A 12837-nucleotide genomic window follows, 5' to 3' on the forward strand; every position below is an offset into this window, starting at 1 on the left:
ATGCTTGCCTTCGCACTGCGCCGGCTCTTCGTGTCGGTGCCGATCCTGATTGCTTCCACGTTCGTCGTGTTCGTGATGGTCTCGCTGTCGGCCGACCCCCTCAAAGACCTCCTGGCACGCAACCCACCACCACCTCCGGCCACCATCGAGCTCGAGCGCGTCCGGCTGCATCTCGACCAGCCGATCCTCGAGCGCTACTGGCACTGGATCACCGGCGTCCTGCACGGGGACTTCGGTCCGTCCGTCCAGGCCAACATGAACATCGGCTCGCAGCTGGTCACCAGATTCGGCGTGACCCTGCGGCTGATCGTGCTCGCCATGCTGATCGCCCTGATCCTGGCGATCATCGTCGGCGTCATCAGCGCCGCCCGCCAGTACTCGAAGTTCGACTACACGGCGACCTTCTTCGGCTTCCTGTTCCTGTCGATGCCGGCCTTCTGGTTCGCGATCCTGCTCAAGCAGCTGGGCATCCAGATCAACACCGCCGTCGGGAACCAGATCTTCTACACGATCGGCTCCAGCTCGACGTATGTCAGCGGCGGTGCCTGGGCGACCTTCACCGACATCCTGGGCCATCTGATCCTGCCGACCATCTCGCTGGCACTGACGACCTACGCCGCCTGGAGTCGTTTCCAGCGCGCGTCGATGCTCGAAGTGCTCAACAGCGACTACGTCCGGCTGGCCAGAGCGAAGGGCCTGCCGAGGTGGACGGTGATGCGCAGGCACGCGCTGCGCAACGCGCTGATCCCGCTGACCACCGTCACCGCGCTTGACCTCGGCGCAATCCTGGGTGGCGCCGTCGTGACCGAGCGAGTCTTCCAATGGCAGGGCGCCGGTACGTTCCTGCTGGATGGCATCTCGCAAAGCGACGTGTACGCGGTCGAGGGCTGGCTCCTCGTCGCGGCCACCTTCGTAATCCTGTTCAACCTCATAGCCGACCTGCTCTACGGCGTGCTCGACCCGAGGATCCGTTATGCCTGATGACAACAAGACCGACCTGCCCACCGGTGCGGACTCCCGGCTCCAGGTGACCGACCCCGCCGAAATCACCGAACTGCCGGCCGAGCGCGAGTTCACGGTCAAGGAACGCAGCCAGTTCCAGCTCGTCGTGCGTGGCTTCCTGCAGCACCGGCTCGCCATGGTCAGCATCGTCGTGCTGGTCATCATCGTGCTGTTCGCCTACGTCGGCGCATGGGTGTGGAAGTACAACGTCGACGACATCACCCCGGACAACTCGCAGTCGCCGTCGCTGAACCACCCGTTCGGCACCGACTCGGTCGGCAAGGACTCGCTCGCCCAGGTCATGCGGGGAACGCAGATCTCCCTGCAGATCTCGGTCCTCGTCGCGGTGTTCGCCACCGTCATCGGCACGGTCTGGGGTGCGGTGGCCGGGTACTACCGCGGCTGGATCGACACCGTCCTGATGCGCATCGCCGACCTGGTGCTGACGCTGCCGCTGCTCGCCGTCGCGGCCGTCCTCGGCCACAACTCCGGTGGTAGCTGGCTGCTGATCGCGCTGGTCATCGCCGGGCTGTACTGGGCGTACGTTTCCCGTGTCTCCCGAGGCGTGGTGCTTTCCTTGCGGGAGAAGGAGTTCGTCGAGGCGTCCAAGGCGCTCGGGGCGAGCGACAGCCGGATCATCTTCCGGCACCTGGTGCCCAACGCGCTCGGTTCGGTGATCGTCAACCTCACCATCCTGGTGTCGATCTCGATCCTGCTGGAGACCGCGCTGTCGTTCCTCGGTTTCGGTGTGCAGCCGCCCGACACCTCGCTCGGCCTGCTCGTCAGCAACGGCCAGACAGCGATCGACACCCGGCCGTGGCTGTTCTACTTCCCCGGTCTGTTCATCATTCTGATCGCGCTGACGATCAACTTCATCGGGGACGGACTGCGGGACGCGTTCGACCCTCAGCAGACGAAGGTGCGCGCATGACCCCCATCGATCCCATCGGCGGAAACGGCGATCCCGTTCTCTCGGTGGACGACCTGACAGTCCAGTTCGCCACCGGCGACGGCCCGGTCAAGGCCGTGCGCGGGGTGTCCTACGACCTCCGCCGCGGTGAAGTACTCGGCATCGTGGGCGAGTCCGGCTCCGGCAAGTCGGTGACCTCGATGGCCGTGATGGGCCTGCTGCCCAAGACGGCCACGATCACCGGGTCGATCCGCTTCGGCGGCAAGGACCTGCTGAAGCTGAACGACAAGCAGATGAACGAGATCCGCGGCAAGGGCATCTCGATGGTGTTCCAGGACCCGATGACCTCGCTCAACCCGGTGTACTCGATCGGCTACCAGATCGCCGAGGCCATCACCGCCCACCACGACCTGAAGAAGGAAGTGGCGCTCAAGCAGGCCGTCGAGCTGCTCGACCTGGTCCGCATCCCGAACCCGAAACAGCGCGCGAACGAGTTCCCGCACCAGCTCTCGGGCGGTATGCGCCAGCGCGTGGTGGTCGCGATCGCGATGGCGAACAACCCGGACGTGATCATCGCCGACGAGCCGACCACCGCGCTCGACGTCACCGTGCAGGCCCAGGTCCTCGAAGCGCTCAAAGCCGCGCAGAAGGAGACCGGCGCCGCGATGGTGCTGATCACCCACGACCTCGGCGTCATCGCCGGCCAGGCTGACCGGGTGCAGGTGATGTACGCGGGCAAGACTGTCGAGGCAGGCACCGTCGACGAGATCTTCTACACGCCGCGGATGCCGTACACCCTGGGACTGCTGGGCAGCCTGCCACGGCTGGACATCAGGACCGAGCGGCTCACGCCGATCGCCGGGTCACCCCCGTCGACGCTGAACATGCCGCCCGGCTGCCCGTTCAGCCCGCGCTGCCCGATGTCCACGGACATCTGCGAGCAGGAAGAACCGGTCCTGCAGCCGGGGCCGAGCGCGGCGCACCTCGCCGCGTGCCATTTCAGTGATCAGGTGGCCGGTAAGGACCCGAGCGACCTGTTCCGCCCAACCTCGGTCGACGCCGCGCTCCCAGTGGCCGACGCGAACAACGGGGAGACGAACTCATGACCGAAGCTTCCGTCGCCCCGGACCGGACCGGGCAGATCCCCGTCCTGTCCGCACGCGACCTGGTCAAGCATTTCCCGATCCGCGGCGGCGGAGTGCTGCGGCGCAACGCCGGCGCGGTGCAGGCGGTGTCGGGCGTGTCGTTCGACATCTACTCGCACGAGACGCTGGCGCTGGTCGGCGAGTCGGGCTGCGGGAAGTCCACGACAGCGCGAATCGCCCTCGCGCTGCAGCCGCTGACCTCCGGTGAGATCAGCTACGACGGTGCGAAGCTCAGTTCACTGTCCGGTCGGGACATCCAGAAGCTGCGCCGGAGCATGCAGATCGTGTTCCAGGATCCGTACGCGTCGCTGGACCCGCGGTTCCCGGTCAACGAGATCATCGCGGAGCCGCTGCGTATCCACGGGCTCTACAAGGACGGCGGAAAGCAGCAGGTCCGCGACCTGATGAAGACCGTCGGCCTCCGCCCGGAGCACGGCAACCGGTACCCGCACGAGTTCTCGGGCGGCCAGCGCCAGCGCATCGGCATCGCCCGCGCGCTCGCACTGCGTCCCCACCTGCTGGTGCTGGACGAGCCAGTGTCCGCGCTGGACGTGTCGATCCAGGCCGGCGTGCTCAACCTGCTGAAGGACCTGCAGGAAGAGTTCGGGCTGTCGTACCTGTTCGTGTCGCACGACCTCTCGGTCGTCCGGCACGTGGCCGACCGGATCGCCGTGATGTACCTGGGCAAGATCGTCGAGACGGCCGCGGCCGAGGACCTGTTCCTGAAGCCGGCGCACCCGTACACGCAGGCGCTGATCTCGGCGATCCCGATCCCGGACCCGCACAAGGAACGCAGCCGGGAGCGGATCATCATCACCGGTGACGTGCCCAGCCCGGCCAACCCGCCGAGCGGGTGCCGCTTCCGCACCCGGTGCCCGAAGTTCGCGAACGAGCTCACGGACGCCCAGCGCACGAAGTGCACCGACGAGGAGCCCTTGCTCATCGACCACGGCCAGGGCCACCCCTCGGCCTGCCACTTCGCCGAGGTACTCCAGCTGATCTGACCCCCAGCTTCGCAAGCCCCCTCAAGGCCACTTTACGTGCGTTCAACGCACCTAAAGTGGCCTTGAGCGCTTTCCGGCCCGGCCCCGCCCCCAACCCCAGGGCATCCCACTTTGGCGCTTTTGTGGGGTGTCTTAGTTTCTAAGAGATCGCAACTCGCCGTCGAGTTGCGGTCCTTAGCGCCCTCAGGAGGACGGGGGCGTGGGGGTGGTCGTCGGGGTGGCGGTAGCGCTCGACGACGTCGGCGGGGTGGGGGTGCGCGTCCAGGTGGCGGCGCCGCCGAAGGGGCCTACCATCGGCGGGCCCGGGGTCAGGCCGGCGATGCCCGAGCCGATGGCGAGCGTGTCGGCCAGCTGGAACAGCGGGATGACGACGTTCTGCTTCCACAGCGCGGGTTCGAGCGTCGACAGCGCGTCGGACATCGACGTCGACCCGGTCATCGCCGAGTCGATGGTCGGCTGCAGCGACGTGTCGCACAGGGCCGCCGAGTTGGACGGGACGACCGGCTTCGTCTTGTCGGCGCCTGCCTGGTCCGGGCGGCAGCCGAAGGTCGATGCGAGGATCGTCGCCGGGTCGCCGTCCACCGGCTGCGGCACGACCGCGATGTCCGCTCCGACGCTGCCGTTGGGGTCGGTGGCGGTTTGCGTCTGGCCGGGGACGACCGGGATCGCGAGCAGCGAGGTGAACAGGTCGCGCGGCTGCGGGGTCACCGCGGTGACGGTGACCCCGGCCGCGATCAGCTCGGTCGTCAGTTCCTTGGCGATCGACGCGTACGGCTCCTGCTGACCCGGCGAGGCGACAACGAGCGTCAGCGGCTTGCCCGCCTTGCGCCAGGTGCCCGCGGTCTTGGTGTACCCCGCGGCCTTGAGCAGCGTCTCGGCCTTGGCGGGATCAGGCGAGGACGGCGGACCCGCCGGGATCGTCGCCGCGTAGCCCTTGGCCGACGGCGGCAGGACCTGCGCGTCGGCGTGCAGCGTCGACGAAGGCCCGCCGGCCACCCCGACGGTGATCAGCTTGTTCCGGTCCAGCAGCGCGGCCACCGCGCCCCGGACCTGGGTGTCGGCCAGTACCCCGCCGGCCGGTCGCAGCAGGACGTCGGCGTCGAAGGGGCGAGGCACGGTGTGCAGCTGGACGGCCTTGCCCAGCGCGGCGAGCTGCTGGAGCCCAGTGGCGTCGGTCCGCGCCATCACGAACTGGTCGTTTCCGCTGCTCAGCGCCGTACCGAGGCTCTGCCGATCGGTCCGGCGCAGGATCAGTCTGTCGACCGCGGCGGTCTTTTCCGGGACCCAGTAGCGCTCGTTGCGCTCCAGGAGGATCTCGCCACGGGCCGTGTCGATGGTCTGGATCGAGAACGGGCCGCCGTAGGCGGGGAAACTGCTCGCCAGCGCCGAATTCCAGCCCCCGGGGGCGTCCTTGAGCAGGTGCACGGGCAGCAGATCGGAGAACAACGTTTGCCAGCCCGGATACGGCTTGGAGAAGGTGACCTCGACGCGCTTGCCGCCTTGGCGCGACTGGATGTCGGAGATCAGCCGGTACCCGGCGGGCTCGACGACTCCGGGGTTGTCCTTCATCGCGTTCGCGAGGTAGATGAAGTCCTCGGCGGCGATCGGCGCGCCGTCCGACCACGACGCGTCCTGGCGGATCTCATAGGCGACGGAGAACGGCTGCTCGGACGTGATCGACGCGCTCACCATCAGATTGGTGTCGAGGGTCGGTGTGCCGTCGTTGTTCTCCCGGAACACCGACGGCAGCAGCAGCTGCGCGAGCGCAGTGGTGACCGTGGACGCGTCGGCGAGGTTGTGCGGGTTGTAGCCGCCGACGATGTCATCCACCCCGACGACGATCTGCGACGGCGTCTTCGGCGGCGGAACCACGCTGGTGGACGCGGCGGGCGAGGTCACCACCGGTGGCGGCGGGGTGTTGCTGCAGGCCGCGATCAGGACGGCCACGAGCACGAGCATGGGTCCCGCTGCCCTGCCACTAGCCCGCACGTGGAATCCCTCCAGATCCGACTGAGCCGTCATGCTGCCACGACGGCGACCGGCACGACACCGAGATTGCCAGACAGGGTGTGAGACCTGGCTACCGGCTGGGGTACCGCTCTATGGCGGACGTCTGAGAGCAGGTCTCGGTTCCGTTCCAGGAGTCCCCAAAAAGCCGTGAAGGCCACCTTCAGCGCGATTTACGCGGTGAAGGTGGCCTTCACGGCCAATCGGGATGCTTAGCTGTTCGCGCCGTCGTTGCGGCTCTTGTTGCGTGAGCGCTCCTTGGCGCGCGTGCTGAAGTCCAGGGTGACCTTGCGGACCCGGACGACGTCGGGGGCGACCTCGACGCACTCGTCGACGGAGCAGAATTCCAGCGCCTCTTCCAGGCCCATCTTGCGCGGCCGGGCGAGGGTCTCCATCACGTCGGCGGAGGACTGCCGCATGTTGGTGAGCTTCTTCTCCTTGGTGATGTTGATGTCGAGGTCCTCGAACCGCGGGTTCTCACCCACGACCATGCCCTCGTACACCTCCGCACCGGGCTCGACGAAGAACGTGCCGCGGTCGGCGAGCTGGATCATCGCGTACGCGGTGATCGGGCCGGACCGGTCGGCGACCAAGGAGCCCGAGTGGCGGGTGCGGATCTCGCCCGCCCACGGGAAGTAGCCCTCGAACACGTGGTTGGCGATGCCGGTGCCGCGCGTCTCGGTGAGGAAGTCGGTGCGGAAGCCGATCAGGCCGCGGGCCGGGAGCACGTAGTCGAGCTTGATCCGGCCGGAGCCGTGCCCGGCCATGTGCTCCATGCGGCCCTTACGAGCCGCCAGCAGCTGCGTGATCGCACCGAGGTGCTCCTCGGGCGAGTCGATGGACAGGCGCTCGAACGGCTCGTGCAGCTTGCCGTCGATGGTCTTGGTGACCACCTGGGGCTTGCCCACGGTCAGCTCGAAGCCCTCGCGGCGCATCTGCTCGACCAGGATGGCCAGCGCCAGCTCGCCACGGCCCTGCACCTCGTAGGTGTCGGGACGCTCGGTCGGCAGGACCTTGATGCTGACGTTACCGATCAGCTCCTGGTCCAGGCGGGCCTTGACCAGCCGCGCGGTGACCTTGTCGCCGCCGTTGCGGCCGGCCAGCGGCGAGGTGTTGACCCCGATGGTCATCGAGATCGCGGGCTCGTCGACGGAGATCCGCGGCAGTGCCTCGGGGTTGTCCAGGTCGGCGAGGGTGTCACCGATGGTGATGTCCGGGATGCCGGCGATGGCGACGAGCTCGCCCGCGCTGGCCTCGAGCGCCGGAACGCGGGTGAGCGCCTCGGTGATCAGCAGCTCGGAGATCTTGACGGTCTGCGTGGAGCCGTCCTCACGCATCCAGGCCACGTTCTGGCCCTTGCGCAGCGAGCCCGAGTGGATGCGGATCAGCGCGATGCGGCCGAGGAAGTTCGACGCGTCGAGGTTGGTGACCAACGCGCGCAGCGGGCCTTCCTTGTCCGCGAAGGGCGGCGGCACGTGGCGCATCAGGGTGTCGAACAGCGGGTCCAGGTTCTCGCTGTCCGGGATGGTGCCGTCGGCGGGCTGCTCCAGGCTGGCCTTGCCGGCCCGCGCCGAGGCGTAGACGACCGGGAGGTCGAGGATCGCGTCGATGGTGTCGTGATCGGCGTCCTCGATGTCGCTCGCGAGCTCGAGCAGCAGGTCGTGGGTCTCTTCGACGACCTCGGAGATCCGGGCGTCGGGACGGTCGGTCTTGTTGACCACGAGGATGACCGGGTGGCCGGCCTCGAGGGTCTTGCGCAGCACGAAGCGGGTCTGCGGGAGCGGGCCCTCACTCGCGTCGACCAGCAGGACGACGCCGTCGACCATGGCCAGGCCGCGCTCGACCTCACCACCGAAGTCGGCGTGACCCGGGGTGTCGATGACGTTGATCGTCACGCGGCCCTCGGGGGTCTCCCGGTGGATCGAGGTGTTCTTCGCGAGGATGGTGATGCCCTTTTCGCGCTCGAGCTCACCGGAGTCCATCACGCGGTCGACCACTTCGGCCCGCTCGGCGAACGCACCCGACTGGCGGAGCATGGCGTCGACCAGGGTGGTCTTGCCATGGTCGACGTGTGCGACGATGGCGACGTTGCGCATGTCAGGCCGGGTCTTACCGGGCTCAGACAGGCCTTTCTTCGCGGCAGTGACACTGGCTGCGGGCACGGATAAGCTCCTGAACTCAAGGTCTTGGTGTGGTCGCCGCGGCGCTCTGCGCGCATCCAGCGGCCAACTTTGGCCACACGCGGACTTCATCAGGATACCCGTAGCCGAACTGTGAGCACTGCCACGCCCCAAGATCGGTTAGCCTCACCTAATCTGAGGACACGGTCTCGGTGAAGCAACGGAGCATTCAAGTGGGCAAGAAGCACGCGGGCGAGGAGCCGAGGGCCACCGTCCGCAGGCTCATGAAAGCCGGCAAGGTCAAGAAGAAGTGCTGCCGGTCGAAGTCCCGTTGCAAGAAGTGCCCGGTCCTCGCCTTGAAGAAGGCCCGGGCGCTCCAAGCCGCTTGATGGACTCAGTGCTCGACAGAACTAGCAGGGCTTGACGGACTAGCGCAGGACCGCTTCGTTGACGAGCCGGAGCTCCGGAGCGGTTTTGGTGGGCGAGAACTCGATCACCTCGTATTTCGCGAGGTGGTGGACCGAGAACGGATCGCTGGCCAGGATCGCGTCCAGTTTCCCGCGCAGCATGGGCCTGGTGATGATCACGCCCCCGATCCTCGGATTTCGTCTCCCGGAGGCCAGGAAATGGCCGTTCTCGTACTGCTTGGCCAGCCAATCGGCGTGGTCAGGCAGCAAGTAGTCGACCTCTTCGATGGGTGCGGTGTAATTCAGCAGCACAACGTACATAGCATGACGGTAGCCCCGTCCCGCCCCCGGGGCACCCATCTCGGCATGTGTCGTTGCAGACTATTGACGCCCAGCCGCCCGATAAGGTGAACGGATCCAGTTCGGCATGACCTTTTCGTTGCCCTGCTTTACTTTCTGATGACCTACGACTTACTGACGCCCAGCGCTTGCGGAGTCCGTTAGAATGGTTGCCATGCAGTTCCGCATCGCCCAGTGGTGGCCGTCCTCCGGCGGTCGCCTTCAGCATGCGTGAAACGCACTGACAACCAGGCCGCCCGATCGGGCGGCCTTTTTTGTTCCCCCTGGCCGGTCCCTCCGGGCGCCGAAACACAGCCGAAACCACCAAGGGGAAGACGTAGCTCATGAAGCTCTCCGGGATCACTCCGTCCGGCCATGTCCAGCTCGGCAACTACCTCGGCGCCATCCGCACCTGGGCCGCCGAGGGCGGGTCCGGGGACATGTACTTCATTTCCGACCTGCACGCGATGACGACCACGCACAACCCGGCGAAACTGCGCTCGCTGGCGACCGAACAGCTCGCCATCCTCATCGCGGCGGGCATCCCGGAGGAAACCGTCTGCGTGCAGTCCGACCTGGCCAAGGAGCTGGGCGCGCTCACCTGGATCCTGGAATGCACCTGCAGCTACGGCGAAGCGGCCAGGATGATCCAGTTCAAGGAGAAGGCCGACGGGCAGACCGGCGTCCGGCTGTCCCTGCTGACCTATCCGGTGCTGATGGTCGCCGACATCCTGCTGCAGGGGGCCGCGGAGGTGCCCGTCGGCGAGGACCAGCGGCAGCACGTCGAACTCGCGCGGACGCTGGCGCGCCGGTTCAACAGCACCTATGGCGACGTGTTCACCGTGCCGAAGGCCGTCACGCCGGTCACCGGGGCGCGCGTCCGCGATCTGTCCGACCCGACCCGGAAAATGTCGAAGTCCACCCGCGACGCGGCCGGTGTGGTGTTCCTCCTCGACGAGCCGGACCTCGTGCGGCGCAAGATCCGGCGAGCGGTGACCGACGGCGACTCGGTGATCGCGTACGAACCGGAGACGAGGCCGGGGCTGGCGAACTTGCTGGACATCCTGGCCGCGTGCACGGACTCCGATCCGCGGGACCTCGTCGACGCGCACGCGACCTACGGCGCGTTGAAGGAGGCCGTGGCCGACGCCGTCGTCGAAACCCTGCGGCCGCTGCGCGAGAAAACGACGGCGCTGCTGGAGGACCCGGCCGAGCTGACGCGCGTCCGCAAGGCGGGCGCGGCCCGGGCGACCGAGCGCGGTGAGCACCGCCTACAGTCCGCGCTCCGGTTGATCGGAGGCTGCTGAAGCGCCGTCCAGCAGTGCGGTGAGGTCGCCCAGCAGCAGCCTGTCCGCCGGCAGCCAGTCGACGTCGGGCAGCTGGGCGGCCGTCAGCCACCGCAGCTCCAAGTGCTCGACCGCCCGCGGCTCACCGGAGACCAGCCCGGCGGCGAAGATGCGCAGCACTTTGCCGCCGGGCAGGTCCACGTCCGGACCCACCTGCGTACCGACCGCGATCTCGACGTCCAGCTCCTCGACGCATTCACGTCGCAGCGCCTCGACGTCGGACTCTCCCGCCTCGACGCGCCCGCCGGGCAGCTCCCACTTCCCCGCGGCCTCCGGCGGCCACGCGCGCCGCTGCGCGAGCAGGACCCCGTCCCGCACTACCGCCGCTCCGACCACCACTCCGTTGCTACCGAGGCTGCTCACGAGACCGGGACCTTACCCGGCCGAGCGCCACGTCACCTGGAAGCGGGCGCCGCCTTCGGGTGACTCCCCGACGAAGACGTCACCACCTCGGCGCCGGACCGCTTCGGCGACCATCGCCAGGCCGAGGCCGGTGCCGCCGGACGCGCGAGCCCGGTCGTCCGAGACGCGGTAGAAGCGGTCGAACACGCGGTCACGGTGGTCCGGCTCGATCCCGGGGCCGTCGTCGTCGACCACGACGCGCACGGTGGACCGGGACGTCAGGACGGACACGACGATCTGGGTTCGCGCGTACCGGCAAGCGTTGCGCAGCAAGTTGTTCAGGACGAGCTCGACCTCGGCGGGCGCCGCATGGGCCCAGGCCTGACCGGCGACACCGCTGACGCGCGCTTGGGGCGAGCCGGCGGGCAGCCGCGCGATCGCCGCGCGTGCCTCGCTCACCAGCTCCACTGGTTCGGCGGGCGCCAGCTCCCCCGCGTCCGACCTCGCCAGCGTGAGCAGGCCGTCGAGCAGCGAGGACAGCCTTTCGGCCTCGGTCAGGATGTCGGCGAGGGTCTCCTGGGAGAGTTCGGGATCCGGGTTGGTCACCGCGACCTCGGCTTGCACGCGGATCGACGCGACCGGCGACCGCAGCTCGTGCGCGGCGTCCCCGGTGAACCGGCGAAGCCGTTCGGCGACCTCTTCCTGCCTCGCGAGCAGGGCGTTGAATTCGGTGGCCAGCTCACGCAGCTCGTCATGCGAACCCGGTAGCGCCAACCGCTCGCCGGCAGGCAGGGCGCGCACCGAACGACGCATCCTGGCCACCGGCAGCAGCGCGAACCGCACGACCAGCCAGGTCGCGACCGTCGCGCCGACCGCGCCCAGCGACGCGGCGAGCAGCAACCAGACCGACCCGCTGTGCACGGCGGCGTCGAAACCGACCAGCGCGGCGCTGACGACGACCAGCCGTTGCGAGCCGTCGGGCGCGGTGACGACCGAACCAAACCAGTGCAGTCGCGGGGAATCCCCTTCGCCGCCGGTGTAAACCGGTTGTCCTGCCTTGAGTTCGCGGACGCCGCCTGGGTCGAGGGCGATCGCGGAACCGCCGTCGACGGGCGCGCCCGCGGTGTCGAGCACGCGGATGGTGATGCCCGGGACCGGGTTCGGCTGCACGCCGCCGGCAACCGAGCCGGACGCGGAAACGAGCGTGCTGCGCAGGTCGTTGTCGACCGAATGGGTCAGCAGCGGTCCCAGCCCGCGGCCCGCGAGCAGGGCCAAGCCGATCAGGCAGATGAAGGTGATCGCCGCGGCCATCGTGGTGATCCGGAACCGCAGGGAGCGGCGACGCCACCACGAAGGGCCGCGGATCAACGCTGGACGCCTGTGCCGGCCGGGGCGAGCACCTCGTCGAGATCGGCGTCCGACGCGAGGTAGCCGTGGCCGCGCACGGTCCGCACGAGCGCCCCCGCGCCGACGACGTCGAGCTTGCGCCGCACGTATCCGATGTAAACCTCGACGACGTTGCGGGTGGCGGCTTGCTCGTCGCCCCAGACCGCGCGCAGCAGCTCGTCCTTCGTGACCACCGTGCCCGCTCGGCCGACGAGCACCTCGAGCAGCGCGAACTCACGCGGGCTGAACGCGACCTGCTCGTCGTTCCAGCGCACTTCCCTGATCGCTCGGTCGACCACCAGCGGCCCGATCCGCACCGGCCCGCGCGCGCCGTCGGACGCCGCGCGCCGCAGCAGGGCGCGGACCTGGGCGACGAGCACGACGAACGAGAACGGCTTGACCAGGTATCCGTCAGCGCCGAGGTCGAGTCCGTCGGCCTGGTCGACCTCGCCGTCCTTCGCCGACACCAGCAGCACCGGCGTGCGGACCCCCTGCGCCCGCAGCTGCTCCAGCACCCGGTAGCCGGACAGGCCGGGCAGCATGATGTCCAGCAGCAGGACGTCGAACGAACCCGTCTGGCCGAGCCTGAGCGCGCTCGGGCCGTCGGCCGCGGTGATCACGTCCATGCCCTCCGCGCGCAGGCCGCGCTGCAGGGCCTTCCGCACGCCCATCTCGTCGTCGACCACCAGTACCCGAGGCTTCACGCGTCTCATCATTCACGGTTTTCGCTGCTCACGCTGCGACTCTCAGCGCCATCTCAGCTCGGGAGGCTCAGTCTGAGCGGTATCTCAGCCTGTTCGGGGCAGCCTCAGTGCTGGGAGGCGGGCAA

12 protein-coding genes are annotated in these 12837 nt (G+C 68.4%); 6 read left to right on the forward strand and 6 right to left on the reverse strand.

Annotated features, from left to right (window positions below; translation table 11 throughout):
* The 4 genes from JWQ81_RS25370 to JWQ81_RS25385 are packed head-to-tail and all read left to right on the forward strand — an operon-like array spanning position 1 to position 4061.
* Positions 1-981, forward strand: a complete 981-nt coding sequence (locus JWQ81_RS25370; protein WP_297545246.1) for an ABC transporter permease — start codon at positions 1-3, stop codon at positions 979-981.
* The gene (locus tag JWQ81_RS25375) at positions 974-1933 is read left to right on the forward strand and encodes an ABC transporter permease (protein ID WP_297545248.1); all 960 of its coding nucleotides are present in this window, start codon (positions 974-976) and stop codon (positions 1931-1933) included. Before JWQ81_RS25370 ends, JWQ81_RS25375 begins: the two co-directional genes overlap by 8 nt.
* Complete coding sequence (locus JWQ81_RS25380; RefSeq protein ID WP_297545249.1) at positions 1930-3018, forward strand: ABC transporter ATP-binding protein; 1089 nt, start codon at positions 1930-1932, stop codon at positions 3016-3018. Before JWQ81_RS25375 ends, JWQ81_RS25380 begins: the two co-directional genes overlap by 4 nt.
* Entirely contained in the window at positions 3015-4061 is a 1047-nt protein-coding gene (locus JWQ81_RS25385) for an oligopeptide/dipeptide ABC transporter ATP-binding protein (RefSeq protein WP_297545251.1), read from the forward strand. Before JWQ81_RS25380 ends, JWQ81_RS25385 begins: the two co-directional genes overlap by 4 nt.
* Positions 4062-4244: 183 nt before the next feature.
* Here the strand turns inward: JWQ81_RS25385 and JWQ81_RS25390 are convergent, their stop codons facing one another.
* Together JWQ81_RS25390 and typA are read right to left on the reverse strand one after the other, a co-directional pair.
* Positions 4245-6020, reverse strand: a complete 1776-nt coding sequence (locus JWQ81_RS25390) for an ABC transporter family substrate-binding protein (RefSeq protein WP_297545253.1) — start codon at positions 6018-6020, stop codon at positions 4245-4247.
* Positions 6021-6280: 260 nt separating this feature from the next.
* Positions 6281-8164 (reverse strand): translational GTPase TypA, encoded by a 1884-nt coding sequence (gene typA / locus JWQ81_RS25395; RefSeq protein ID WP_297545308.1) that lies wholly within the window; start codon positions 8162-8164, stop codon positions 6281-6283.
* Positions 8165-8421: 257 nt separating this feature from the next.
* Between typA and JWQ81_RS25400 the strand changes: the two genes are divergently transcribed.
* Complete coding sequence (locus JWQ81_RS25400; protein ID WP_297545255.1) at positions 8422-8577, forward strand: hypothetical protein; 156 nt, start codon at positions 8422-8424, stop codon at positions 8575-8577.
* A gap of 39 nt (positions 8578-8616) precedes the next feature.
* Here JWQ81_RS25400 and JWQ81_RS25405 read toward each other — a convergent pair whose 3' ends face one another.
* Positions 8617-8916 (reverse strand): YciI family protein, encoded by a 300-nt coding sequence (locus tag JWQ81_RS25405; RefSeq protein WP_297545257.1) that lies wholly within the window; start codon positions 8914-8916, stop codon positions 8617-8619.
* Between the two features lie 362 nt (positions 8917-9278).
* Between JWQ81_RS25405 and trpS the strand changes: the two genes are divergently transcribed.
* Positions 9279-10241, forward strand: coding sequence for a tryptophan--tRNA ligase (gene trpS, locus JWQ81_RS25410; protein ID WP_297545259.1), 963 nt, complete (start codon positions 9279-9281; stop codon positions 10239-10241).
* Here the strand turns inward: trpS and JWQ81_RS25415 are convergent.
* From JWQ81_RS25415 to JWQ81_RS25425, 3 genes are read right to left on the reverse strand one after another with little or no spacing between them, the layout of a single operon-like run.
* Complete coding sequence (locus JWQ81_RS25415) at positions 10206-10643, reverse strand: NUDIX domain-containing protein (protein ID WP_297545261.1); 438 nt, start codon at positions 10641-10643, stop codon at positions 10206-10208. The genes trpS and JWQ81_RS25415 overlap by 36 nt on opposite strands.
* Positions 10644-10655: 12 nt before the next feature.
* Complete coding sequence (locus JWQ81_RS25420; protein ID WP_297545263.1) at positions 10656-11990, reverse strand: ATP-binding protein; 1335 nt, start codon at positions 11988-11990, stop codon at positions 10656-10658.
* Complete coding sequence (locus JWQ81_RS25425) at positions 11987-12724, reverse strand: response regulator transcription factor (RefSeq protein ID WP_297545264.1); 738 nt, start codon at positions 12722-12724, stop codon at positions 11987-11989. The genes JWQ81_RS25420 and JWQ81_RS25425 overlap by 4 nt, the downstream gene beginning before the upstream one ends.
* Positions 12725-12837: the final 113 nt, after the last annotated feature.

Origin of the sequence: Amycolatopsis sp. (assembly GCF_025464955.1) — a bacterium.
GTDB lineage: Bacteria > Actinomycetota > Actinomycetes > Mycobacteriales > Pseudonocardiaceae > Amycolatopsis.